At 61.1% G+C, this 25,992-nt stretch carries 19 protein-coding genes; 13 read left to right on the forward strand and 6 right to left on the reverse strand.

Features of this window, described 5'->3' with window-relative positions:
• Window positions 1-303 precede the first annotated feature (303 nt).
• The 7 genes from AC07OP_RS18860 to AC07OP_RS18890 are packed head-to-tail and all read left to right on the forward strand — an operon-like array spanning window position 304 to window position 9,116.
• Window positions 304-2,739, forward strand: a complete 2,436-nt coding sequence (locus tag AC07OP_RS18860; protein ID WP_115488684.1) for a TonB-dependent receptor plug domain-containing protein — start codon at window positions 304-306, stop codon at window positions 2,737-2,739.
• Between the two features lie 57 nt (window positions 2,740-2,796).
• Window positions 2,797-4,131 (forward strand): LLM class flavin-dependent oxidoreductase, encoded by a 1,335-nt coding sequence (locus AC07OP_RS18865; protein WP_495102134.1) that lies wholly within the window; start codon window positions 2,797-2,799, stop codon window positions 4,129-4,131.
• Window positions 4,128-5,042 (forward strand): 5'/3'-nucleotidase SurE, encoded by a 915-nt coding sequence (locus AC07OP_RS18870; RefSeq protein ID WP_495102135.1) that lies wholly within the window; start codon window positions 4,128-4,130, stop codon window positions 5,040-5,042. Before AC07OP_RS18865 ends, AC07OP_RS18870 begins: the two co-directional genes overlap by 4 nt.
• Window positions 5,039-6,019 carry an LLM class flavin-dependent oxidoreductase gene (locus AC07OP_RS18875; RefSeq protein ID WP_141155006.1) on the forward strand — a complete coding sequence of 327 codons (981 nt, stop codon included), beginning with the start codon at window positions 5,039-5,041 and terminating at the stop codon, window positions 6,017-6,019. Before AC07OP_RS18870 ends, AC07OP_RS18875 begins: the two co-directional genes overlap by 4 nt.
• Window positions 6,016-6,993, forward strand: a complete 978-nt coding sequence (locus tag AC07OP_RS18880; RefSeq protein WP_495102136.1) for an LLM class flavin-dependent oxidoreductase — start codon at window positions 6,016-6,018, stop codon at window positions 6,991-6,993. The genes AC07OP_RS18875 and AC07OP_RS18880 overlap by 4 nt, the downstream gene beginning before the upstream one ends.
• A gap of 16 nt (window positions 6,994-7,009) precedes the next feature.
• Window positions 7,010-7,987 carry an LLM class flavin-dependent oxidoreductase gene (locus AC07OP_RS18885; protein WP_065941410.1) on the forward strand — a complete coding sequence of 326 codons (978 nt, stop codon included), beginning with the start codon at window positions 7,010-7,012 and terminating at the stop codon, window positions 7,985-7,987.
• Window positions 7,980-9,116, forward strand: a complete 1,137-nt coding sequence (locus AC07OP_RS18890; RefSeq protein WP_141155008.1) for an LLM class flavin-dependent oxidoreductase — start codon at window positions 7,980-7,982, stop codon at window positions 9,114-9,116. Before AC07OP_RS18885 ends, AC07OP_RS18890 begins: the two co-directional genes overlap by 8 nt.
• Window positions 9,117-9,123: 7 nt before the next feature.
• Here AC07OP_RS18890 and AC07OP_RS18895 read toward each other — a convergent pair whose 3' ends face one another.
• Complete coding sequence (locus tag AC07OP_RS18895) at window positions 9,124-10,203, reverse strand: sigma-54 interaction domain-containing protein (protein WP_141155009.1); 1,080 nt, start codon at window positions 10,201-10,203, stop codon at window positions 9,124-9,126.
• Between the two features lie 187 nt (window positions 10,204-10,390).
• Window positions 10,391-11,458: a sigma-54 interaction domain-containing protein gene (locus AC07OP_RS18900; protein ID WP_495102137.1), complete on the reverse strand. Its 1,068-nt coding sequence runs from the start codon at window positions 11,456-11,458 to the stop codon at window positions 10,391-10,393.
• Window positions 11,459-11,803: 345 nt separating this feature from the next.
• On the opposite strand from AC07OP_RS18900, the gene AC07OP_RS18905 reads away from it, so the two are divergent.
• From AC07OP_RS18905 to AC07OP_RS18930, 6 genes are all read left to right on the forward strand, one after another.
• The gene (locus AC07OP_RS18905) at window positions 11,804-12,880 is read left to right on the forward strand and encodes an ABC transporter substrate-binding protein (RefSeq protein WP_495102138.1); all 1,077 of its coding nucleotides are present in this window, start codon (window positions 11,804-11,806) and stop codon (window positions 12,878-12,880) included.
• Between the two features lie 14 nt (window positions 12,881-12,894).
• Window positions 12,895-14,121 (forward strand): alpha/beta hydrolase family protein, encoded by a 1,227-nt coding sequence (locus AC07OP_RS18910; RefSeq protein ID WP_065941405.1) that lies wholly within the window; start codon window positions 12,895-12,897, stop codon window positions 14,119-14,121.
• Between the two features lie 13 nt (window positions 14,122-14,134).
• Window positions 14,135-15,340: an LLM class flavin-dependent oxidoreductase gene (locus AC07OP_RS18915; RefSeq protein ID WP_115488690.1), complete on the forward strand. Its 1,206-nt coding sequence runs from the start codon at window positions 14,135-14,137 to the stop codon at window positions 15,338-15,340.
• A gap of 4 nt (window positions 15,341-15,344) precedes the next feature.
• A complete protein-coding gene (locus AC07OP_RS18920; protein WP_495102139.1) occupies window positions 15,345-16,901 on the forward strand; it encodes an ABC transporter substrate-binding protein in 1,557 nt (518 codons plus the stop codon).
• Between the two features lie 119 nt (window positions 16,902-17,020).
• On the forward strand, window positions 17,021-19,582 hold the full coding sequence (locus AC07OP_RS18925) for a TonB-dependent receptor plug domain-containing protein (RefSeq protein WP_495102140.1): 2,562 nt from the start codon (window positions 17,021-17,023) through the stop codon (window positions 19,580-19,582).
• 19 nt (window positions 19,583-19,601) lie between these two features.
• The gene (locus tag AC07OP_RS18930; protein WP_141155012.1) at window positions 19,602-20,687 is read left to right on the forward strand and encodes an LLM class flavin-dependent oxidoreductase; all 1,086 of its coding nucleotides are present in this window, start codon (window positions 19,602-19,604) and stop codon (window positions 20,685-20,687) included.
• A 96-nt stretch (window positions 20,688-20,783) separates the two neighbouring features.
• Here the strand turns inward: AC07OP_RS18930 and AC07OP_RS18935 are convergent, their stop codons facing one another.
• Genes AC07OP_RS18935 through AC07OP_RS18950 form a run of 4 tightly spaced genes read right to left on the reverse strand, consistent with a single transcriptional unit; the run spans window position 20,784 to window position 25,990 of the window.
• Complete coding sequence (locus AC07OP_RS18935) at window positions 20,784-22,562, reverse strand: dipeptide ABC transporter ATP-binding protein (protein WP_115488693.1); 1,779 nt, start codon at window positions 22,560-22,562, stop codon at window positions 20,784-20,786.
• Window positions 22,559-23,386, reverse strand: a complete 828-nt coding sequence (locus tag AC07OP_RS18940) for an ABC transporter permease (RefSeq protein ID WP_115488694.1) — start codon at window positions 23,384-23,386, stop codon at window positions 22,559-22,561. The genes AC07OP_RS18935 and AC07OP_RS18940 overlap by 4 nt, the downstream gene beginning before the upstream one ends.
• The gene (locus AC07OP_RS18945; protein WP_115488695.1) at window positions 23,383-24,441 is read right to left on the reverse strand and encodes an ABC transporter permease; all 1,059 of its coding nucleotides are present in this window, start codon (window positions 24,439-24,441) and stop codon (window positions 23,383-23,385) included. The genes AC07OP_RS18940 and AC07OP_RS18945 overlap by 4 nt, the downstream gene beginning before the upstream one ends.
• A complete protein-coding gene (locus AC07OP_RS18950) occupies window positions 24,434-25,990 on the reverse strand; it encodes an ABC transporter substrate-binding protein (RefSeq protein ID WP_065941397.1) in 1,557 nt (518 codons plus the stop codon). The genes AC07OP_RS18945 and AC07OP_RS18950 overlap by 8 nt, the downstream gene beginning before the upstream one ends.
• Window positions 25,991-25,992 lie beyond the last annotated feature (2 nt).

Below are 25,992 nucleotides of genomic sequence, written 5' to 3' on the forward strand. Positions count from 1 at the left end.
ATAGCTTCCTTGGGTTCAGGGTGTCGCGTGGGGAGAGCAAGTCGTGTGCCAAGCACAACCACCCAAGCCTTACGGCTCACTACCCGGTTGCCGATAAAAGCCCCTGCACAAAAACCAACACCCTGCCCTTCGGCCTGTTAAAAAAACACCAACACCCCGCTTAATAACAAGTAAGCCTATGTTTTTAAACACTTTTAACAGATGGCATAGCCCTTGCTCTCCAGCCTTCCCACCAGAGCTTGAACTCAACAAGCCGTCCTCTATCAAGGCCCAACACCTTAAACCACTGGAGTATTTCCCATCATGAATGCATCACGCGCCACAGGTCGCCGACCCAGTAAGGCCTTCGCCCACACGTTGTTGTTTATTGCCCTGTACGAAGCCGCCAGCTACAGCAGCCTGACGCTCGCCGCCGACGCGCCGGCCAGCGATAACCCCTTGGACACCGTTGTGGTGATCGGCAACCGTGGCCAGGCGCGCACCCTGGCCGAGAGCCCGTCACCCGTGGACGTGATCTCCTCCAAACAACTGCTGGCCACCGGGCAAGGCGATCTCACCCGCGCCCTGAGCAAGGTACTGCCATCCCTCAATCAGCCAGCATCGTCAGGCTTCGGCTCAACGTCGGTGGTGCGCCCGATCAGCCTGCGTGGCCTCAATGGCGACCAGGTGCTGGTACTGGTCAACGGCAAGCGTCGCCACAACAGCGCGCTGCTCAATAACGGCACCTACCTCAACTCCGGCTCGCAACCGGTGGACTTGGACATGATCCCCACCGCTCTGGTGGATCATGTCGAAGTGCTCCGTGACGGCGCCTCGGCCCAGTATGGTTCGGATGCGATTGGTGGCGTGGTCAACATCGTGCTCAAGCAGACCGACCACGGCGGCAGCCTGTCCACCAGCTACGGCCAGAACTATGAAAACGGCGACGGCGAAACCGCGCGCCAAACCGGCAATGTCGGCCTGGCGCTGCCCAACGACGGCTTTATCAACCTCGCCCTGGACGTGAAGAAACAGAAGATCTCCGACCGCTCCGACAACGCGCCCTATACCGACTCGGCCGGCAACACCAGCCTGCAACACACCTACTACGGCACCGGCCTGCCCGAGGCACGCAACTTCAGTTTCGGGTACAACGCCGAGCTGCCGGTGGACGATGCCCTCACGCTCTACTCATTCTCCACCTACACCCGCCGCAACTCGGAAAAACCGCTGGCTTTCCACCAGCCCGCCAGTTTCGATGGCATCCGCACCCCCTTCCCCGAAGGCATCGAAGACACCCTGCGTTTTATCGAAAATGACTTCCAGGTAGCGTTTGGCGGCAAGGGCGAACTCGCCGGCTGGGACTATGACCTGTCCAGCACCTATGGCCAGGACCATGCCGAAGCGACCCTGCGTCACACCTACAACCTGAGCTACGGCCCGGACTCGCCGACCTCGGTGGACACCGGCGTCAAGACCTTCAGCCAATGGACCAACAACCTCGATCTGACCCGCGCATTTGACCTCGGCCTGCACAAACCCACGCAAATTTCCTGGGGCCTGGAGCAACGCTACGAGAACTACAAGATCGGCAAGGGTGACCTCGCCTCCTACGCCAGCGGCCCTTTCACCACCGGAGCCAGCGGTGGCCTGATCGCACCGGGCACCATCTCCGGTGCCGGTACCACCCCGCAGGATGCTGCGCAAAAAGGCCGCACCAGCCTCGCCGGGTATGGTGAGATCGGCCAGGACTTCACCGATAAATGGCACGTCGACCTGGCCGGTCGCTACGAGCACTACAACGATGGCTCGGGCACCACGACTAACGGCAAGTTCTCCACCCGCTACCAACTCACACCGATCCTGGCAGTACGCGGCACCTTCAGCACCGGTTTCCGTGCGCCTTCGCTGGCCCAGCAGATTTACAGCTCCACCTCGCAAACCAGCGTCAACGGCCAGCTGTTCGACTACCGTAACGTTGCAGTCAACTCCGACGTGGCCAAGGCGCTCGGTGCCGAGACTCTCAAACCTGAGAAGTCCACCAACTTCAGCCTGGGCCTGACTCTGCAACCGACGGACGCCACCAGCATCACCCTTGATGCCTACCAGATTAAAATCAAGGACCGCATCGCGCAAACCGGCTACCTGGGCGGCACACCGCAAATCAGCGCAATCCTCGCAGCAGCGGGTCTCAACCCGAACCAGGCGGTGACCTATTTCACTAACGCCCTCGATACCACCACCCGTGGCGTCGACCTCGTCGGAGACTACCGCCAGAGCATCGGTGCCTACGGCAACCTGCGTTACACCTTGGGGTTCAACTGGAACACCACGCAGATCGACGACATCCACGCCTCCAGCGTGGCCCAACAAGCCCTCGGCCCAACCGGTGGTTATGACCGTCAGCGCCAGGGCAACCTCAAGTACGGTTTGCCGCAATCCAAACTGCTGCTGGGCACCACCTGGACCGTCGACAAGTTCGAGATCGGTCTCAACCTGACCCGCTACGGCGAGTACACCCAGTACGGCACCGCCGAATCCTTCGACCGCACGTTCTCGCCAGCGTGGATCACCGACCTGAACATCGACTACCACCTGACTCCGGCGATCACTCTGAATGCAGGCGCCAACAACCTGTTCAACAAGTACCCGGAACGCACTGACCTGGCCAGCAGCTCGGGCGGCTTTCCCTATGGCAACTTCTCGCCCTACGGCACCACCGGCGGCTACTGGTACACCGGCGTGACGTACAACTTTTAAGCCAGCCTGCGGAGCCGGTTCACCCGCTCCGCACCTGCCCCTGATGGGAGCCTGTTCATGACCCGCCGCACCGACAAACTCAAACTGGGGGCCTTCCTCGCCAACAGCGGCCACCACGTCGCCGCCTGGCGCCACCCGTTGGCCCAAGCCGATGCCAGCCTGGATTTCGACCATTTCAAACACATTGCGCAAACCGCCGAGCGCGGCAAGTTCGATGCAGTGTTTATTGCCGATGTGGTCGCCTTGTGGGGCCACCATCACGATGCACTGAGCCGTACGGCCCGCGCCGAACACTTCGAACCGCTGACGTTGATGTCGGCCCTGGCTGCCGTCACAAACAACATCGGGCTGATCGCAACCGCGACCACCACCTACAACGAGCCGTACCATATCGCGCGCAAATTCGCGTCCCTGGATCACCTGTCCAAGGGACGTGCCGCCTGGAACCTGGTGACCTCGGTGGTCTCGGATGAAGCGTGGAATTTCGGCCGCGAAAACCACGTCGACCATGGTGACCGCTACCAGCGTGCCGAAGAGTTCCATGACGTGGTCAAGGATCTGTGGGACAGCTGGGACGACGACGCCTTTACTCGCGACAAAGCCAGTGGCGAGTATTTCGACCCGGCCAAATTGCACACCCTCAACCATCGCGGCAAGCACTTTGCCGTACGCGGCCCGCTCAACGTGGCTCGCCCGCCCCAGGGCCACCCGGTACTGGTGCAGGCCGGGGCATCGGAGCCGGGCAAACAACTCGCCGCCCGGGTTGCCGAACTGATCTTCGCCCACTCGCATAACCTGGAAGGCGCCCAGGCGTTCTACCAGGACATCAAGGCACGTGCCGCTGCCCTCGGCCGCGACCCGGATCACGTCAAAATCCTACCCGGCGTCACACCGTTTATTGCCGATACCCGTGAACACGCCAAGGTGCTGTTCGAAGAGTTCCAGGCGCTGATCGACCCGGTGCTGGGCCTGCGCCTGCTGGCCGACACCTTGGGCGATGACATCGACCTCTCCGGCCATGACCTTGACGGCCCATTGCCGGAAACCCCCGTGGGCCAGCGCGGCAGTCGTCGGGACAAGGTGCTGGAATTGGCGCGCACGGAGAACCTGAGCATCCGCCAGCTGTACCTGCGCCTGGCCGGCGGCAACCCTGTCGTGGGTACCGCCGAGGACGTTGCCGATCACTTTGAGGCATGGTTCCAGGCGCGGGCATGCGATGGCTTCAATGTGTTCTTCCCGTACTTCCCTGGCGCCATCGACGTGTTCGTCGATCAGGTGATTCCGTTGCTGCAGGCGCGTGGGCTGTTTCGCCAGGAATACGAGGGCACCACCCTGCGCGAAAACCTCGGCCTGCCGCGCCCGGACAACCGCTTTACGGGAGAGAGGGCATGAAACGCAGCGCCTGGATGCTCGCCTTCGCCAGCTTAATCGCCCCCAAAGCCTTCGCCTTGAACATCTTGCTGAGCAATGAAGACGGCTATCAGCATCCGAACATTCGCGCACTCTACACCGAGCTGAAAGCCCAGGGCCATAACGTGAAAATCGCCGCGCCTCAGAGTGATCAGAGCGCGCGAGGCGGTTCGTTCTTCTTCGGTCGCGAAGTGAGTGTTGGGCAAGATACCGACCCCGCTTACCCCGACAGCTACTACATCAGCACCACCGACAACGGCATATGCCAGAGCACCGAGTGCGCCGGCAAAGCAGTCCAGATCGAAATCAGCGGCACGCCGGTGATGGCACTGCTGATGGGCCTGAACAAAGTCCTGCCACATCCCGACTTGGTGATCGTCGGCCCCAACCCCGGCAATAACCTCGGCGCGATCAATATGGCCTCCGGCACCTTCAATACCGCGAGCGTGGCGTTGCAGCGGGGCATTCCGGCATTGGCGGTGAGTACTGATCTGAAGGAGAAAGACCCGCAGCGCGCCGCCCGACTGGTAGCCACACTGGTGCATGCCCTCGACCAGCATCGCCAACCCGATGGCGCGCTGCTGCCGCCGGGCCTGGGCTTGAATATCAACCTGCCCAAGGATGCGCAGATAAAAGGCGTCAAACTGACCCGCGTTGGCAGCTATGTGGGGTTTGAGGCGCTGTACACCGATGATCTCAAGCAGTTCAACCTGCCCGGCAAACCCGGCATCGGCTTCCAATACAGCCCCGCCGCTACCGCTGCGCAACAGAACGATGAAGCGGTGTGGCTGAACAAGGGCTACCTGACCATCAGCCCGTTCAGTGGCCTGCCGGAATCCGTCAGCGCAGGGCCAGCACTGCAAAAGCAGTTGGCCCATGAGGTGAAACCATGAGTGCAGGTTTTTCCCTCGGGTTTCTGAGCCGGGTCTATAGCCCGAGCGCTGATCCCAAGGTCTACCGCGACACCCTGGAACTGTTCAAGGTTGCCGAAGCGCTGGGCTTTGACAGTGGCTGGTTGGCGCAGCACCACTTCGCCAGTGAAAAGGGGCGCTTGCCGTCGCCGTTGGTAGTGTTGGCGGCCGTCGCCCAGCACACACGGCATATCAGCCTCGGCACCGGGATTATCGTATTACCCCAGGAGGCGCCGCTGCGCCTGGCGGAAGACGCCGCCGTGCTGGACTTGCTGTGCAACGGCCGACTGGAACTGGGGCTGGGTGCGGGTTTTGATCCTGAGACCTTCGTCGCCTTCGGCCGCGAGCATGAAACACGGCATCGTGACTACGAGCAGCACCTTCAACAGTTGCTCAATGCGTTTGGCAACGCGCCGCTGACCGACAGCGGTTCCCGCCTCCTGCCACGCACCAGCGGCTTGAGCCAGCGTGTGTGGGAAGCCACCTCGCGGGTGGAACTGGTAGCCGAACGTGGCCACGGCCTGATCATGGCACCCGATCCGCATTTGCCTGCCGAAGCCGGTGTTGAACGGGTGAACCGCTACCGCAACGCCTGGACCGGCGACAACGGCACGCCCGCCCGGGTCGCACGGGTGCAGGCGTTGCTCCCCGCACCGGACGACGCCACACGCCGCGATATCCAGGCCTATGTGCAACGCCAGCAAAGCATCGGCGTACTCAAGGGCACGCTGGACGTTGACTTCGACACCACCCTCAAGCGCCTCGGCGTGTTGCACGGCCCGGTGGAGCAGATCATCGAGCAATTGCAGCAAGGCCCGCCATTGACAGCCCACGACCAACTGATCCTGCAGGTACAGACCACCAGCACGCCGCTGCGCGAGGCGATCCGTGCCCTGGAGATCATCCGCGAACACATCGCACCCGCACTGGGCTGGCAACCCACAGGAGTCCCGTCATGACGTTCAAATTGGGTTTCCTCAGCCACGCTTTTGGTGATGACCCGCAGCAGGTCTACCGCGACCTGATCGAACAATTCGAAGTGGCTGAAGCCCTCGGCTTCGACGGTGGCTGGATTGCCCAGCACCACTTGAGCAATGGCTTTGGTCGTCTTCCTTCACCCTTGGTGCTGCTGGCGGCCGTTGCCGAACGCACGCGGCATATCGAACTGGGCACCGGGGTGATTGTGTTGCCATTCGAAGACCCGATCCGCCTGGCCGAAGACGCCAGTGTGCTGGACGCCCTGAGCAGCGGGCGGGTGCAATTGGGCCTGGGCAGTGGTGGCGCCAACCTCGATAACCTCAGCGCTTTTGATCGCGCCCCAAGCCGGCGCCAGGCGGATTTTGCCGAGCGTCAGCAACGTTTACAGCGCCTTCTGGAAGGTAAACCGCTGACCGGCGAATTGACGTTGCAACCGCCTGCCATCGGTCTGGGCGAACGCCTTTGGCATTCCCACGGCAGCACTGACGGCGCGGTCTATACCGCCCGACAAGGCAATGGACTGCTGCTGGGCACCGCCACCCATGATCCGCTCACCGTGCAAAAGCCTTTGGCGGACGCCTACCTGCAAGCCTGGTCCCGCACTGACCGCGCACCGCGTATCGGCGTGGTGCGTGCGATTTTCCCCGCCATCGACCGCGCCAGCGCCCAGGCCGAACTGTCGGTGGATATCGAGCGGCATATCCCGCGCCTGCGACGTGAGGGCCTGATCGACGAAGCCTTGGATTTGCAGGAACACCTGCGCTTGATGAACGTGCACCACGGCCATCCCGATGAAGTGATCGAAAGCTTGCAACAGGACCCGTCGCTGCTGCCTTATGCTGACTACATGATTGCTGTGGTTCAGGCCGAAAGCTCGACCCAGGCACAAATACTCAAACGTTTGGAAATCCTGGCCCAGGATATCGCCCCGGCCTTGGGTTGGAAAAAACCATGAATAATGGAGCTTATGCATGCCCCTAGAATTCAGTTGGTTGATGCCCCTGTGTACCCCTGACTGGGCGGCGCGGCCGGGACAATGGGTTCAATTGGCCCAGGCTGTGGAATACGCCGGGCTCGATGGCCTTTGGATTCCCGGCGGCGCGTTATGTGCCGACAGCCTGGGCGTGGCGGCAGCCTTGTGCGCGCATACACGCAACGTGCAGTTGTCGGTGAGTGTGCCGCCGGAAGTGATGCTGCCAGCCGCGCTGGCCACTACCCTGCAAAGCCTGCAGTCGATCAGCGGCCACCGTGTACGGCTACATTTACCCAATAGCGAACACAGTGCCTTTGGGGAGTGGCTCAACCGCGACCAACGCAGCGAACGCATTGGCGAATATCTGGAACTGCTGCAACACCTGCTGGCGTCCAACACCGAAGGGTTCGACTATCAGGGCCGTTATTTCCAACTGGAGAACGCCGGCTTCACCCGCCGCGAAATACCCGCCCCATCGTTGCTACTGGACGACACCCAGAGCCATGCGTTGGTGGCGGCACATGCGCGGACCTGCCTGTTAGCGCCTGGCCACCCATTACGACTGGCCCAGGAGATACAGCGCTGGCGGCAGGTCCAACCTACGCTCGACTTTGCCTGCACGTTTGGCTTGATCCTCGGCGACAGCGAAGACCTCGCCTGGGAGACCGCCGCCACTTTATTATCGGTTCCTCAATTGCCCGAGGAACCCCTGGCCACCCTGCCCCGAGCACGCCACCCGCTACGCCAGTGGGAAGTGCATCCCAACCTGCTGCAACGGGAAGCCGGCCAACCGCTGATCCTGGTGGGCACCCCGCAACAAGTCGCCACACGCCTGCAAGAACTGCACGGAATTGGCTTGAATCACCTGATCCTGGAGGGCGGGCCGTCAGTCAGCGAAGTACTGCGCTTTGGCGAACAGGTTTTACCGTTGCTTTTCCAACAGGGTTTGCGCAAGGAGCGCCTGCACCATGACTGATGATGTACGCCCACCGATCCAACTGGACTGGTTTTTACCCACCAATGGCGATGGCCGTCACCTCACCAGCAGCGGCTTGCCAAAGGTCGGGTTGTTCCAGCAAGGCGAGCGTGCACCGACGCTGGACTACCTGCGCCAGATTGTACGCGCCACCGAGCAGGCCGGTTTCGACGGCATCATGGTGCCCACCGCTGCCGGGTTTGAAGACCCGTGGTTAATCACTGCGGTGCTGGCCCAGGAGGTGCGCCGCCTGAAATTCCTCCTGACGCTGCGACCGGGCACCGAGCTGCCAGCCTATACCGCCCACCGCGCGGCGACGTTGCAACTGCTCAGCGAGAACCGCCTGGCGTTGCATGTGGTGACCGGCTCCAGCCGTTTTGAACAGCGCTCCCTCGGGGATTTTCTCGAACACGATGAGCGTTACGCACGCACTGCAGAGTTTTTGCAGGTGTTCCAGGCCGTATGGGCAGCCCAACCGCCTGCGCATCAGGGACGTTACTACCGCAGCGGCATTCAAACGCCGATTGCGCCGGGCGCACGAGTGCCGCCGATTTACTTTGGCGGCGCCTCCGAAGCCGCCGAGCGTGTCGGTGCGGCCCATGGGCAAACTTATCTGATGTGGTGCGAACCGCCGGTGATGATCGCCGAACGCATCCAACGCATGCGTGACCTGGCTGCCGCCCAAGGCCGTACGCTGCGCTTCGGTCTGCGTCTGCACGTGTTCGCCGCTGTCACTGACGACGCGGCGTGGGCCCACGTGGAACGGCTGTTGGAAGAAATCCCGACGGATACCATTGACCATGCACAACGGCAGATGGCGGCGTATGAGTCGGTGGGGCAAAGCAGGCAGACGCAGTTGATGCAGGGCCGTGGGCGCGGCGCTCGGGAACTTGAGGTGTCAGCCAATCTTTGGGCCGGAGTAGGCTTGGTACGCGGCGGCGCAGGAACAGCGTTGGTCGGCAGTTATGCGCAGGTGGCAGAGCGAATCGAGGAGTACCACCAGTTGGGGGTGGACAGTTTTATTCTGTCGGGTTTTCCCCATTTGGAGGAAGCGATTCACCTGGGCGCGCAGTTGCTGCCTCAGCTGCGCCGTATAGGTAACCCACCCAGCCAGGTCAAACAAGGTTGAACGCAGATCAGGGTTTTGCTCGGCCTTTGAGCATGCCGTGATTGACCAGTAAGGTGCGCATGGCGTTGCGGGTAATACCCAGCAGTTGCGCGGTGCGTAACTGGTTGAAATCGCAGTAGGCAAAAGCCTCGCGAACCATCAGCTCCTCAATATCGTGCAAGAGCGAATCACCTGGAACGTCGAACAATCGCAAAAACTGTTCGCGAAGCACTTCCTGAGGAAGCTTTTGCACCCCGTTGGAACTTGCGCCTTGCAATGCACTAAGGCCTGCCGAGAACTTCAAGTGCTCGGGGCGGACCGGTCTGTCGCCGGCCACCAGTAAAGCCAAGTGAACAACGTTCTCGAGCTCTCGGATATTCCCCGGCCAGGGATAATCGAGCAGCGCCTGAGTAGCCGACTCCGAAAGCATAGGCTCATTGATTTTAAGGCGGGCGCTGTAGAGTTTCCTGAAGTGTTCCACCAACGGCAGAATGTCCAAGGGACGTGCCCTTAACGGCAGAACTTCCACTTGGGCGACGTTTATTCGATAGAACAGATCGAGCCGAAAATTGCCAGCTTCAATGGCCTGTTCCAAATTGACGTTGGTAGCCGTCACCAATCGGATGTTGATCTTGATCGGTTTGCGCGAGCCGACCCGAACCACTTCCTGTTCCTGTAGGACACGCAGCAATTTAACTTGCAAAGGCAGCGGCAGATCACCAATCTCATCGAGAAACAGTGTCCCTCCATCTGCCTCCTCGAACCAGCCGGCTCGCCGACCGACAGCTCCGGAAAACGAACCGGCCTCATGGCCAAAAAACTCGCTTTCAGCCAGGGTCTCACTGATCGCACCGCAATTGACCGCAATAAAAGCGCCAGTGCGGCCACTGCTCGAATGGATGTAGCGCGCCACCAACTCCTTACCGGTGCCCGTCTCTCCATTGATCAACACTGGCGCGTCACTGGGCGCCACCCGCTGCAGATACTCCAGCAACTGCCGAGACCGGGGGTCGGCAAATACCAGCGCTTTCGCTCGGATTGAAAGAGGATCTTTATCGCCCTGAGGCAATGTCAAAATCGGGCTGGGGTGTCCGCGCGGGATGTTCATAGACAATTTCCAATGGCGGCCATGAAGGAATTAACAGTACTTTACTGCTCGCGCCATATAACAATAAATATTAAAAAAACATGAGGATATAACCTTGCACCATAGCGACTGAGGCGTCAGGTACAACCAATCGCCTACTCGCATGAACGATCAAAAACAACCATTGCTTTAGTTGCGGATAGATCAGTTAAATTCTCGCTGACGCTCCCAACTCACCAATCTTTTCCAGTCGCGCCCGGACAATGTTGCGGCTGATATTGAGCAGGCGCCCAGTTTGCAATTGGTTGCCATGGCAGTACCGGTAAGCAGCACGAAAGATCGTCTCTTCAATATGCTCGTAAAGGTCGGGAATATTCTGTTCGAATAACGCATTGAGGGCCGTTTCCAAGTCCACGGGACCGCTGAGGGCGGCTGGAGTATGGGTAGCCTCTTCCTGGCGAATACCCGAGGATCGCATGTCCACCAGATGAAGATCCGGCGGCTGCACCAACTGGTTGCGGCACACCAGCAAGGCGTGGTGAATGGCATTTTCGAGCTCGCGGATATTGCCCGGCCAGCTATGTTCCAACAGCTTTCGCTCAGCATCGATGCTCAACGTGGCGCGGTTGTACCCCAGTCGCTGGCAGTGCTCTTCGAGAAAAAATTCCGCCAGGGGCAGGATATCGCCCGGCCGCTCGCGCAGAGGCGGCAGTCGAATGGTGGCGACGTGCAGACGGTAGAACAAGTCTTCGCGGAAGTTACCTGCAACGACGGCATCGGCAAGGTTAACGTTAGTGGCGGCCACCAGCCGCACATTGATCGGGATCGGTGTCCGCGAGCCCAGGCGCACCACTTCGCGCTCCTGCAAAACGCGCAGCAACTTCACCTGCATGTTCAACGGCAGATCACCGATCTCATCGAGAAACAGCGTGCCGCCGTTGGCGGCTTCAAACCAACCGGCCTTCTGGGTGGTAGCGCCGGTGAACGCGCCTTTCTCGTGGCCGAACAATTCGCTTTCCACGAGGGTCTCGGCAAACGCGCCGCAGTTCACCGCCACGAAAGATTCACGTCCGCGACGGCTCAGATGATGGATATGCCGTGCGACCAATTCCTTGCCGGTCCCGGTCTCGCCAATGATCAAGGTATTGGCTTCGCTGGGTGCCAGACGTTCAATACGTGACAGTAATTCCTGCGAGCGCGGGTCCTTGAAGACCAGCACGGTGGCACGCACCGACTTGGTCAATTCGCGAGGATTGGGATGGGTGATCAGCGACATGGTGCGTTCCTGGCAGTAAAAGCGCGTGCTCAATAGTGCATGAAGTTTTCTAGATCATTTAATTATAAATTAATATTTATATATTCAATTATCGCATATACCAACAACATGACCCTTCACTGCTGCTAGAGCAGCAACCGGCCAGCACCCACGTGTTCGCCCACCAGCAGCAGATCAGACAGGCCATTGCTACCTCAAACGCTGCAGCCCATGCAGCACGCGGTCTAGAGCGATTTTTCAAGCTGCTGGCATGCAATCTGCTCTCTCGCTCCCAACACGATCCCCTGTAGGAGCCGGCAAGCACGCGCCTACAAAGGGTTTTGAATTCAGGTAGGGAGAAACCTCATGAGAAATTTGTGGCACAGAAGCCTCATCGCTCTGTTCGGCCTACTGGCAAGCAGCGCGGCGCTCGCCGAGTCGGCTTCCCCGGCCTCGGTAAAAATCGCTATCGTGGCCTACACGCAAGGTGGCAAGCCAGTGTTTGGCGGGATTGCCGGCCGCGTGATCGAAGACGGTTGGCTGGAGGCCCAACTGCGCGAGCGCGGGGTGAAACTCGAATGGATCGCCCTACCCCACGCCGGCGCCGGCCCGCAGATCAACGAAGGGTTCAGCAACAACAGCCTGGACTTCGCCGTACGCGGAGACCTGCCCTCAGTGATCGCCGGTGCCGGCGGTGTGCCGGGCAAGCTGATCGTGCCCGGCGGCAGTGGTAACAACATTTACCTGGTGGTGCCCGAAGGCTCCAGCGCCAAGACCATCGAAGACCTCAAGGGCAAGCGCCTGGCCCTGCACCGTGGCCGGCCTTGGGAGTTCGCATTCAGCAATTTCCTCGCCAGCAAGGGCCTGAAGCTCGATGACTTCAAGATCGCCAACCTCAACCCGCAGGTCGGCGCGGCAGCGGTGTCTGCCGGCAAGGTCGATGCAGCCGTGTTGCTCAGCGAGGCCTATGCCCTGGAAGACAAGGGCGTGGGCAAGATCATCTGGTCGACCAAACAGGGCAACAATGACTGGCGCCTGATCTCCGACCTATGGGGCACCGAGTCTTTCGTGCAGCAGCATCCAGACATCACCCAATTGCTGGCGACCGCCTGGGTCAAGGCAGCGTGGTGGATTTCTCAACCGCAAAACCAGGACGCCTATTACCAGCTGTCCTCTCGCGCCGGTACCGCTGAAAGCGTGCTGCGTCGCGACGACCAAAACGACCCGGTGGCCTGGAAGGAGCGCTGGGCGCCGAAAAGCGATGCGCAACTCAAGGCCCACTATCAGGCCCTCACCACCTACGCCCTGGCCAACCACCTGATTCGCGACACCTATGACATCGGCCCGTCACTGGCTACCGGCTTTACCAACCAGGCTTTGATCGACCTGAAACTCACTGACTACTGGCCGGCCCTGCGTGGCCAGGTCAGCACCAATCCTTGATAGGGAAATTGATAATGAAACTGCCGCATTCTTTCGCCTTCGGTCTCAGCGTACTGGCCTTGTCCATGAGCGCATTCGCCGCTGACGTATACGCCCCAAAACCGGACCCACTGCAAGGTGATGGCCGCGTCTCGGCGTTCTACACCTGGGAAAAAGCCATTCCGGCCATTCCGGGCAAGCTGTTGCGCAGCGAACCGCTGGACAAGACCATCAGCCTGGCAAACGCCGCCAGCGCCCAACGCATCCTCTACACCTCCACCGATGGTATCGATAATAAAACCCCAGTCGTGGTTTCCGGCGCGTTGTTCCTGCCCAAGGGCACACCGCCGGCCGGCGGTTGGCCGGTCGCAAGCTGGGGCCATGGCACAGTCGGCGTCGCAGATGTGTGTGCACCGTCCTGGCAAGGTCGCTCCTACCGCGATGTGGCGTACCTCAACCGCTGGCTGGCAGAAGGGTTTGCGGTGGTCGCCACCGACTACCAAGGGCTCGGCGTACCCGGCGGCCACCCGTTGCTGAACAGCCGCATGGCCGCCTACGGCATCCTCGACGCCGCCAAGGCCGTAGTTGCAGGCGTACCTGGGTTGGCTGACAAGGTATTGATCGTCGGCCAGTCCCAAGGCGGGGCCGGCGCGTTTGCCGCAGCGGCCTATGCCGCCACTTACGCCCCGGACCTTGGCGTCAAGGGCAGCATCGGCACCGGCGTGATCTACACCCTCGACTACGCGAAAAATCCCAGCGAGGAAGTGCGCAATAAAGTCGACCCGACCCTGGCCTACGGCTTCTACACCTTGCTCGCCGCCCAGCAATACGACCCGAGCATCAACCCGGCGGACTTCTACACCGACAAGGCGCTGCCCATCTTCGAACAGGCTCGCACTAGCTGTCTGTTCGCTCTAGAAGGCGACGTGGAGGGCCTGGGCCTGAGCATTGCCAACACCAAGAAAGATTACAAAGGCAAACAGCTCGCGCCGTGGCTCGCGCAAGTCGCCTACCCCACCCTGAAAACGTCCAAACCGGTGTTCATCGGTACCGGTGCCGAAGACGTCACCCCAGCCGCCGCGACCCAGGTCAAGCTGATGCAGGACGCCTGCAACGCCGGTTCCGTAGTCGAAGGCCACCTGTACAAAGGCCTGGGCCACAGCGCGACGGTCAATGCCTCGCTCAAGGACTCGATCCCATTCGCCCACAAAGTCATCAATGACCAGCCGATCACCCCAGTCTGCGCCCCAACCGCGCAGTAAGCAGGAGGCTTGCATGAGCATCGAATTTTTTACTCGCCTGCCGCTGCACGGCGAAACCCAGTTCCTGCCGGGCGACCCGCGTAACCGTGGCGACTGGCATCGGGGCGGTCCCGACAGCACCGGGGCTGTGTCCGGGTTCAGCGTGGGCGACCACTTCACTTACATCGACTACCTGGGCCAGATCGCCAAGGCCGCCGAGATCAATAAGTTCGGCGGTGTGTTGATGGTCAACGCGCCCAGCGGCGAAGAGCCATGGACGGTGTGCTCGCTGCTGGCCCGCGAAACTCGCACCCTGCAATTCGTCACCGCGTTCCAGCCCTACCACTACACCCCATGGGTGGCCGTGCAGCAGGCGGCGACCTACCAACGCGCCACCGGCAACCGCCTGGTATGGAACATCATCAACGGTGGCTCGGACGCGATCCAGCGCCAGGTCGGCGACTACAGCGACCACGATGCACGCTACGAGCGCGCCACCGAATTCATGGACGTGGTCAAGGGCTATTGGCACAACGAGTCATTTCACTACGATGGCAAGTTCTACAAGGCCGACGGTGGGGGCTTGCGCGCGCCGCTGAAAAAGGCGCAGTTGCCACTTATCTGCACGGCTGGCTCATCCATCGCTGCACGGGAGTTCGCCGCCAAGCACGCGGATTTCTACTTGATGCGTGCCGAGCACCCGGATGAAATCACCGCACTGATCGCCGACCTGCGCCAACGTGCGTTGAAATGGGGGCGCACCGATATTCGCTTTGGCCTGTCGATTGATGTGATCACCCGCGAAACCGAAGAACTGGCACGCACTGAAGCCAAGCGTTTCTTCGACGAAGGCATCGCCCGTGGCGCGGTCAAGGCCGTGGCCGCCCACGCCGGGCTGCGCACCGCACGCAAACTGAGCTACGAGCATGGTTTTGCCGAGAAAAACGAGGCGCAGGGTTTCGAAGACTTTTTTATCCACCCGAACGTGTGGGCTGGCTTCGGCTATATCGGCATCCCACCGGGCTGCGCGCTGGTTGGCAGTTATGAAAACGTGGTGGCGCGAATTCGCGAATACAACAACCTCGGCATCGACCTGTTCTTCCTCGCCGGCTATCCGCACCTGGAAGAAGCCTACCGACTCGGCGAGCATATCCTGCCGCACTTTCGCAGCGAACGTTCAGTGTTGAGCCGCCCGCTGGAGCCGGTGCGCGAACTGCACTCGGCCAACGGCGGAGCCTGAAACCATGACCTTACTGCTGAGCCGTCGAGACTTTCTCGGCTACAGCGCGACCGCCGGCGGCGCACTGCTGCTGGCGGGTTGCGGCCCGAATAACGCACCGGCTGCCGCCACCGGCAGCGACCAGCCACGCTACGGCGGCCGCCTGCGCCTGGGGATTCTCGATGGCAACCAGAGCGGCAATCTGGACGCGCATAAACCGGTGGGCAGCGGCATCGTTCGTGGCTTTGCGCTGTATAGCAAGTTGTGGGAGTGGGATGAGCAAATGCAGCCGCGCTTGGCACTCGCCGAGTTCGCCGAGCCCAACGCGGATGCCAGCACCTGGACCCTGCGCTTGCATCCGGGCCTGGAGTTCCACAACGGTAAGACCATTGACGCCGACGACCTGATGTTCTCGATCCGCCGTCTCACCGATCCGCAACTGGCCTCGCCGTATGCGGCACTGTTGCACTGGGTAGACCGCGACAACCTGGTCAAACTCGACAACCGCACCGTGCGCCTGAACTTTCGCGACGGCCGCAGCTATATGCCGCTGGCCGAAACCTGGGTCAACTTCGGCGGTATCGTGCCGGTGGATTACCACCCGGTCACCAATCCGGTGGGCGCCGGCCCCTACACACTGAAAAGCTTCACCCCCGGCCAGCGCTCCCTGTTCACGCGTTTCGAGAATTACTACAAGGAAGGTAAGCCGTACGCCGACGAGCTGGAAATCATCGATTTCAAGGATCAGGTCTCACGCCTCGCCGCACTGCGCGCCGGGCAGATCGACATGGCCAACTCGATGCCCACCGAACAGCTGCCGATCCTGGAGAAGGACCCACGGTTGAAGGTCATCAAATCGGTGACCGGCAACTGGCTGTCCTTCGATATGAATCTGGACAAGCCGCCCTTCAACGACCCGCGGGTGCGCGAGGCATTTCGCTTGCTGGCCGACCGCGAAGAACTGGTCCGTCGCGCGCTAAATGGCCAGGGCCGAGTGGCCAATGATTTGTATGCGCCCAGCGACCCCACCTTCAACCACAGCCTTGGCCCGCGACCGTATGCCCCTCAGCGCGCCGCACAACTGCTCAAGGACGCCGGCCAGGAAAACCTCGAGGTGGAACTGATCACCACCCCGGGTCCAGGCCTGAGTTCAGCATTAGTGCTGGCTGAGCAGGCCAAGCGCATCGGCGTCACCCTTAAGGTCAAGCAAGTAGACCTCGCCACTTTCCAGGGCCCACTGAAAAACGATTGGACCCTGAGCACCGGGGGCAGCATCGGTGCACCGTTCCTCGCCAGTGCAATCCACACCGACGCTCCCTTTGCAGTATCCAACAAGACCCACTTCAACGACGCGCAATTCAGCGAACTGTTCCTCGCCGCCATGGCCCAGCCCGACCTGGAAAAACGCAAGGTTCTGGTGCATCAGGTGCAGCAGATCCAGTACGAACGCGGCGGCATGTTGATCTGGGGGTATGCCGACCTGCTGGACAGCTTTTCCACGCGCGTCGGTGGGGCCCAGGCAGAACAGTCGCTGTTCAGCACCTGGCGCTTCGAGAAGCTCTGGCTCAAAGACACGGCCTGACACCTCATTCCCCGCAGGAGCCCGACTTGCCGGCGATAAGGCCCCCAAGCCTTGCCGATCAACCGGGCGCCTACGAGGCATCACATTGATACCCATTTTCGACAGGAGTCATTTCTGCCATGCACGCTATCGCCTTGCGTTTTCCCCTGCTGCTGGCAGTCACCCTGCCGCTGCAGGCTTTTGCCACCGATACCCAACTGCAAACCGTGACCGTGCAGGCAAGTGCCAGCGAGTCGGATGACGACGCACTGCCCACCCGCCCGCCGACCTCAGTGTACGGTGGCACGGAAACCAAAGTGCTGGACACGCCGCGCTCCGTGGTGCAAATCAACGCCGAGCAATTGGCGAGCGGCGCGATCCATAGCGCCGACGACCTGGTCAAATATGCGCCCGGCATCACTCGGGGCGGCGGGCAAAACGCGGGTATCGCACCGCAGTTTCGTGGCCAGGGTTCGGAGATTTTCCAGGACGGCCAGCGTGGTTACGCCGTGCGCCACCCCGCCAACTTCAACGCCTATGAAGGTGCGGACATCGTTGCCGGCCCGTCCTCGGTGACCTACGGCTCGGTATCCGGCAGCGGCGGCTACGTCAACTACCTGAGCAAGAAACCCGACTTCAACGCGTTCAAGACCAAACTCAGCGGCGAGCTGGGTTCGTGGGTTCCAGACGGCACCTCACGCAGTTCCAACAAATTCAGCATCGACAACACCGGGCCTCTGAGTGACAACCTGGCCTACCGCATGAGCATCACCAAGCAGCGCCAGGAGGACTTCTATGACAATGTCGAGAACAATTTTGACGCCTTCTATGGCGCGTTGGCCTGGCGCAACGACAACGTGCGCGTCGACTGGAACGCCAGCTACGACAATTACTACGACTACAACATCACCCACGGCTGGAACCGCGCTACCCAGGACCTGGTGGACAACGGCAAATACTACGCCGGGCGCGCCACGCCGATTATCCAGAACGGCAGTACCCTGTGGTCGCCGGTGCTGGCTTCGGGCGCCGCCGATGCGCCAACACTCGGTTGGGTAAAACGCCAACGCAACGCCCAGGGCCAATACAGTGTGGTCGACGGCAGCTTCCAGACCGCCCCACCGAATACCCAGGCCAACCCCGGCAGCCTGCGTGGCTGGGTGTATGACCCGACGCTGGCGGGCAATGGCGAGCAGTCGCTGTCATCACAGACCGGGCAGCGCAAAGAGGACGAAAGCAGCTCGCGGCGCTTTACCACGCAACTGCGTATCGAGGCCGACCTGTCGCCGACTATCACCGTAGCCAACAGCACTTTTTATGAACGCTCCAAGGACATCACCGATGCCGTGGGCGCATTCCAGGTGCAATCGAAGGACAACATTTTCGATAACCGCTTCGAGTTCCGCTCGCGCAACGAGACCCAGCTGGGCGGCTGGACCCTGCGCGATGACAGCAACAGCGGCCTGATCTACCGCCGCGAATTCAACCAGTCGATTGCTGCGAACAACAGCTTTGGCTCGACCATTAATGCCTATGACCTGACCCAAGGCCCTTCCGGCAAAAACCCTGGTGACTTACTCGGCCTCAACGCCAGCAACCCTGCCGGCGGCAACGGCGCTTGGATCGGACAACCCGGCGTGCCGCAATACTCCAACTACTACGGCTGGCTCAACCTGCCGCCCATGTATGAAGCTGGGCACGGCCTGTACGCCGAATCGGTGGCGCCCTACACCGCTGAAAGCACCTGGACCACCAAAACCCTGTTCAGCCAGCACAACCTCAAGTACGGCGAGTATTTCGGCTTGAATATTGGCGCCAGCCGCAGCTGGATCGAGGCCGAGATCGACAACCCGTTCGTACTCGCCGGTGGCAACCGGCGCAAGGACAGCGACAATTACCGGCTGTTTGCTTTCCAGGTCAGCCCGTATGTAAAACCGACTGAAAACACCACGCTGTACTACACCTTCGACCGCTCGTTGGCGGTCAACACCGGGTTCTTTTCCAACGGCCTTGGCTGGGGCAGCGGCAGTGGCGCCAACCAGCTCAACCCGCTGGCGTTCCAGAGCTTGAGCGTGCTGCATGAAGTCGGGGTAAAGGTCGAAGCAGTGCCTAACCAGCTGTTCATGACGTTGGCGGCGTTCAAGCAAGCCCGCGACCAGGCACCTGACAGCAATAACAACATCGCGCGGCTGATGATCAAGGGTGTGGAAGCCACCGTGCGCTATCAACCGGACGACCACCTTCGCAGCGGTCTGAACCTGTCCAAGCTCAACGCCTATAACGAGTTCACCTCCCAGGCCGGATTTGCCTCAGCGGGGTTCATTCCCGACAACGGCACAGTGTTCGGCGATAACAATAGCCTCAACCAGCGGCCGTCCGGGCGTTTCGACGCGGTGCAGATTCCTGAATACACCGCCAGCGGGTATGTCGACTACCGCTTCGACTCAGGCTTTGGCGCCGAACTTTCAGGCTGGTGGACCAGCAGTTGGTACCTGAACCTCAGCAAGACCGTAAAGATCCCGAACGAATACAACCTCGATCTCGCCGTGTACTACCGCCAACCGCAATGGAGCACCACGTTACGGGTGCTCAACCTGACCAATAAACTGAACTTCGTCAGCGGACTGGCCGGTTCCACCAACACTTTTTTGCAACCCATGCCTGGCCGCACCTTGTTGGCCCAGGTCGACTATCAATTCTGATCCGCACCAGGAGCACGTTATGTCTATCGAATTTGTCGGCATGATTTTCCCTCGCCAGTGGTCCGAAACCCGTGGCGTTCGCAGCCCGGATTTCGACCTCGACTTTATCCGTCACCATGCCCGCGCCCATGAGCATGCAGGCTTCGACCGTGTGCTGATCGCCAGCGGCCCCGGCAGTGCCGACAGCCTGCAAATTGCCGCGTATGCGGCGGCGCACACTGAGCGATTGGGCTTCATGATCGCCCATCGCCCCGGCCTCACCGCGCCGACCGTCGCTGCCCGCTCGTTTGCCACGCTGGACCATACCACTGGCGGCGGGCGCATTCGCTTGCACGCGATTACCGGCATTACCGCCGAGCCACAGGACGGCGACTTTCTGCTGGACAAGACCGAACGCTACAGGCGCACCGATGAATATCTGGAGATTGTGCGACGCACCTGGACGGCCGAAGAGCCGTTCGATTTCGAAGGTGAGTACTTCAACATCAAGGGTGCGTTTTCACCGGTCAAACCGTTGCAACAGCCGCATATTCCAATCTCGTTTGGCGGCTCTTCCGACATTGCCTATCAGATCGCGGTGAAGCATGCGGACCTGTATGCGCTGTGGGGCGAGCCATTAAGCGGCGTGGCTGAGCAAATTGCCAAGCTGAAGGCGGCAGCATTAACAGCGGGTGTTGAAGCGCCACGGGTCAGTTTGTCGGTGCGGCTGATTTTGGGGGCAACAGAGGAATTAGCCTGGCAACGCGCCGAGCAGATCCTGGAGCAGATCAAGGCCAATCCACAGTTTGCGGCGGGCAGTCCGTGGCAGAAGCGGCTCAAGGGCACCGGCTCCGAACGTCTGTTAGCGGCGGCGGCGTTGGGTGATCGTCATGATCGCGCGCTATGGATGCCGACGGCGACAGCAGTGGGCGCTTATGGCGATACCACCGCGCTGGTGGGTACCCCGGAAACGGTGGCGCAGGCACTGCTGGATTATGTGGACCTGGGCGTTACCACGTTCTTGAATCGCGGTTATGACCCGCTGTACGACACCGTGGATTATGGGCGGTGGATTATCCCCGCAGTGCGTGAAGAGGCGTTGCGGCGCAAGGCGAAAATTGCTTAACGACGGCTGAAGCCATCGCCGGCAAGCCGGTTCCTTCAAGGGGTTTGTGTACCTGTAGGGGCCTGCTTGCCGGCGATCACTGTGCAGCGGAGCCATTCACCCCAACGACGGCGAATGCTCCAGCAACGTGCGCGTATAGGCCGCCTGTGGTTGATCCAAAACATCATCAACGGCCCCCTGCTCCACCACCCTTCCGACCTTCAACACCAGCACCCGATCAGCAATCGCGCGCACCACGCCCAGGTCGTGGGTGACGAATAACATCGTCAATCCTTCACGCTGTAGCTGGCGCAGCAGGTCCAGGATCGACGCCTGTACCGATACGTCCAATGCCGAGGTGATTTCATCGCAGATCAGCAACCTGGGCTCGCACAACAGCGCACGGGCGATGGCCACTCGCTGGCGTTCACCACCTGACAGGCTGTGGGGATAGAGGCCGGCGACTGATCCCGGCAGTGACACACGCTTGAGCACGGCTTCCACTCGCTCCCGTGCTGGCGCCCCTTTTACGCCGAAGAAATGCGCCAGTGGCGCGCTCAGAGTCTGGTACACGGTTTGCCGTGGGTTCAACGCGCGATATGGATTCTGGAAGATGTATTGAATCTGGTGGCGCAGGCCTGCATCGCGCTGGCGGGCGTGCAACGGTAAATGCCGGCCGGCGTAGTCCAGTGCCCCCTCGGCATTCTCCCCAAGGCCAGCAATAGCCCGCGCCAGGCTGGTCTTGCCCGAGCCCGACTCACCCACAATCGCCAGGCATTCACCCGGTTGCACCTGCAGCGAGACATCGAACAACACCTGCCGGTCATAGGCGACGTTCAAGCCTCTGACCGACAACAGTGACCGCTCTACCCGGCCCTTCAAGGCCGCAATTGGCGCGAGTGCCTTGACCTGTAACGCCTGATCGTGAGGCGCCAGGCAAGCCACCCCACGACCGGCCGCGTTCATCTGCAATAACGGCTCAGCCACCGCGCACCCAGCCGTAAACCGCTCACAGCGCGGCCCGAAACTGCACCCCTGGGGCCGACGCCCTGGCGCCGGTGCATGCCCGGCAATCGCCGTCAATTCGCGCCGTCCCGCCACATCCGGAATCGCCGCCAGCAACCCTCGGGTATAGGGATGGGACGGTCGACTGAACAACTCATCCCGCGTCGCCGTTTCAACGATGCGCCCGGCGTACATCACCATCACCCGGTCCACCAGGTCCTTGATCACCGCCAGGTCGTGGGACACATACACCGCCGCTACGCCCTGGCTTTTGCAAAGCCGACGCAGCGTGGCGAGGATATGCGCCTGGGTGCTGACGTCCAGCGCAGTGGTTGGCTCGTCCAGCACGATCAGGCGCGGGCGCAGCACAAAAGCCAGCGCCAGCATCACCCGTTGCTGCTGGCCGCCGGACAGTTGATGGGGAAAGCGCCGCAGAAACCCGTGATCGTCCGGCAAGCCGACATCACGCAGGGTCTCGATGAGGCGCTGCTGTTGCGCCTCGCGGTCAAGCCCAGAAGGATGCGCCGCTAAGGTCTCACGCAACAGGTGACCGATGCGCAGTGCCGGATTGAGCGCGGTGGCCGGGTCCTGGGCGACATAACCGATCAGGCTGCCACGAGCACGGCGCAAGGCTTCGCCTTCCAGGCTCAACAATGCCTGGTCACCTACGTGCACCTGTCCGCCCACAATCCGTGCACCGCGCCGGGCATGTGCCAGCAACGCAGTCGCCAAGGTGGTCTTGCCCGAGCCCGACTCCCCCACCAAACCGAGAATTTCCCCGGCAGCCAGGCTGAACGAGATTCCCGACACGACATCCACATGCCCCGGCAATTCCACCCGCAGGTCGCGGACCTGCAACACCCCGGCTTCGATTTCGGTAATCACATTCATGCTTGTCTGTCTCCCAGCCTTGCGCTGCTGCGGCCGATGCCTTCAGCCAAAATATTGGTGCCGTAGGCAAACACACCGATCAGCACCGCCGGAGCCAATACGGCCCAGGGTTGCACCAGCAGGCCGGCCTGGTTTTCATTGATCATCAGCCCCCAGTCAGCGGTGGGTGGCGCCACGCCGTAGCCAAGAAAACTCAGGCCCGACAGCATGCCCACGCCCCAGGTCAGCATGTTGCCGAAATGCACCAGCAGCGGCGTGAGGATGTTCGGCAGGATCTCCTTGAACAGAATTCGGCGTCGCGAATAGCCCATCATTTGCGCCGCTTCAACGAACTCCTGACCTGCCACTGCTACCGCACTCGCCCGCGCCAAACGGATAACGCCCGGTATAAAGGCGATGGAGACTGTCAGCACGATCAACCACGGTGCGCGCCCCAACATGGACACAATCAGCAGCACCAGAATCAGGTCGGGGAACGCCAGGGACACATCCGCCGACCAGGTAATAAACTGATCCAGGCGCCGACGCGACAAACCCGCCAGCAACCCCAACGTAGTACCCACCGCCAGTGCAATACTAGCGGCTGCGACCGACATCCACAGCACCGACAAACCACCGCTGAGCAACCGCGACAGCACGTCATGCCCCAGGAAGTCATACCCTAGCCACGCGTCACCTGCAGGCGCGCCGTAGACAGGACCGACCATGTCCGTCGACCCGTGAGGTGCCAACCAAGGCCCTGACAGCGCCACGGCCACCACCAGCAAAGTGATCAACGCGCCCTTACGTGTTTGTGGTTCGGCCAACCATCGACGGGCACTCATGCATCACCTCGGGAGCGGCGCCACCACGGGGTTATTCCCCTTCGGTTGCGTTGAATCAGGGTCACCCGCCGTGCGGTGCGCAGCTTGGGTGTAAGCAGTACGGTAAATAGGTCGGCCAGTAGGTTGATCAGCACCACCGCGAGGGTGATCACCAGCACAATCGCCTGGATCATCGGCAGGTCGCGCATCTGGATCGCGGCGTTCAGCGCGGTGCCGATACCGGGATAGCTGAAGATGACTTCCGCCAGCACGGCGCCTCCGATCAACGTACGCAAGGTCAGCGCCACACCCTGGATCGCCGGTACCAGCGCATTGGGCAACGTGTGGCACCAGACAATCCGCCGCTGCGGAATGCCGCGTAGCCTGGCGGCAATCACGTAGTCGGACTCCTGGGCCTCGATCACGGCGGCCCTTACCATGCGCGTGAGGTACGGCAATGCAGTGAGGCTCAAGGCGAATATCGGCAATACCAGCGACTTGAGTTGGCGCAGCAGCGACAGGTCGGGATCCAGGATCGATACCGCGGGTAAGAAATCCATGTGTGGCATGGAAAACAGCAATACCAGGCCAATCGCCAACAGAAACCCCGGCGTGGCTTTCAGAAAGATCAGCAACGACAGGCTCCAGCGATCCAGCCAGCTGTCGCGTCGCAATGCCAGGGCCACGCCAAGGGCCAGTGCGCCAGGCACTACCACGGTGATCACTCCGACTAGCAACGCCAGTGTGTAGCCCAAACGCCCCCACAGGATGTGGCTGACCGGCGCGTTGGAGTCCAGGGAAACCCCGAGGTCCCCGCACAAGACGCTGCCGAGCCAGCGCAGGTATTGCCACAGGATTGGCTGGTCGAGCCCCAACTGGTGTTGCAGGGTAAGGATGCTTTCCAGCGGCGCGTCCGGGCCGAGGATCACCCGCGCGGGGTCGGATGGCAGTGCCTGAGTGGCGATGAATACCACCAGGCTGATAACCCAGGCCGTCAGCAGGCCGTAACCCAGGCGCCCGATAAACCATGACAACCAAGCAGGCGTGCGTGGAGGGTTGGTAGACGGCTCAAGCATGCTTCAACCACAGTTCGTCAAACCGCCAGGAAGCGAAGGTGGTCTGCTCTGGCGCCAAACCGCCGACCTTGACCGAGGCAGCGTCCAGCACATCGTTGAAGCCCCAAATCAGCAATCCGCCGCGCTCGTGTTGAATCTGCTGGGCCTCGTGTACCAGGCTTTTACGCAACTCCAGGTCTGGCTGCGCAAGGGCCTCACGGTAGAGGTCATCAAAACGCGGGTCATGGAAGTTGCTGCGGTTGTAGATCGCCAAAGGCGCGTCGTTGTGCAGTGCCGAGGCCAGGAAACCCCGGGCCGGCGTAGAACCCGGCGACACTTGCCACTGCTCACGCTGCGGGCCGTTGAACACAGCGCCATCCACTTGGCTCACGCGTATCTCGACACCGGCCTTTTTCGCTTGCTGGGCAAGCACCAGAGCGGCGTTCACACCGGGCCCAGGCGTGGTGGTCAGTTCCACGCGCAAATCCGTCTGCCCGGCCTGACGCAGCAGCGAACGGGCCTGCTCCAGATCATACGGCCGCTGAGCAATCGCATGGTTGTAGGTGGGATCGTGAGGTGAATACAGGTCATTGGCAACGCGACCGAAACCGTTAAGGCCACGGTCCACCAGCTCTTGCCGATCCGCCAGCAAGCGAAACGCCTGGCGCACCCGCACATCATCGAAGGGCGGCTTGGCCAGGTTGAGATTGAAACCGGTAAACGAAGTGCTTGGCGACACGCACAACGACAAGCGTGAGTCGGCCTTGAGCAACGCACTGTGCTCGGCCTGCACACCGCTGGCCACATCGATCTGTCCGGCGCGCAACGCGGCAACACGGGAGACCTGGTCCTTGAACTCGATGATTTCCAGCTCATCGGCATAAGGCTGGCCGGGTTTGTAGTAATTCTCAAACCGCGTGTACAACGAGCGCTGGCCCGGTACGAAGCGCTTGAGCTTGTAAGGGCCGGCACCTACCGGATTGGTGATGGGGTCATAGTCGGTGGGGACGATGCCGCCAAAGCTGATCAGGGTTTCATCCAGAGGGAAGAAGCTCTGGCCTTGCTTGAAGCGGATTTCGATGGTGCGCTCATCCAGCTTGCGTAAGGCATTGCGATCAATGGCACCGACCAGGCCGGCAAACGGCGATGCCAGCTTGGGATCGGTAAGGCGCAACAACGAAAACAGCATGTCGTCAGCGCCGATGGTCTTGCCATGGTGAAACTCCAGGCCCGGCTTGATGCGGATAGTCCAGGCACTCGCGTCGGCATTCGGTTCCGCGAACTCGGCCAGGGCCAGGCGCGTGCTGACATCGGTGTTCCATTCCCAGAACTTGCTGTACAGCGCCCAGCCACGAATGATCCCGCCGCCCACCGGTTTATGCGCATCCAGGTTGCCGGACTGATCGCCATCGATAATGCCAACGCGCAGGCGTCCACCGCTGACGGGCTTAGCGCTCAGTACGGCGGCACCTTGAGTCGTCGCGCCGCTGTCGCAGCCGCCCAACAGCAGACCACCGCCGATGGCCAAGCTGTTGCCGAGAAACACCCGGCGGGAAAATCCATCACTCATGG

The organism is Pseudomonas sp. GW821-FHT09D08, from assembly GCF_059416305.1.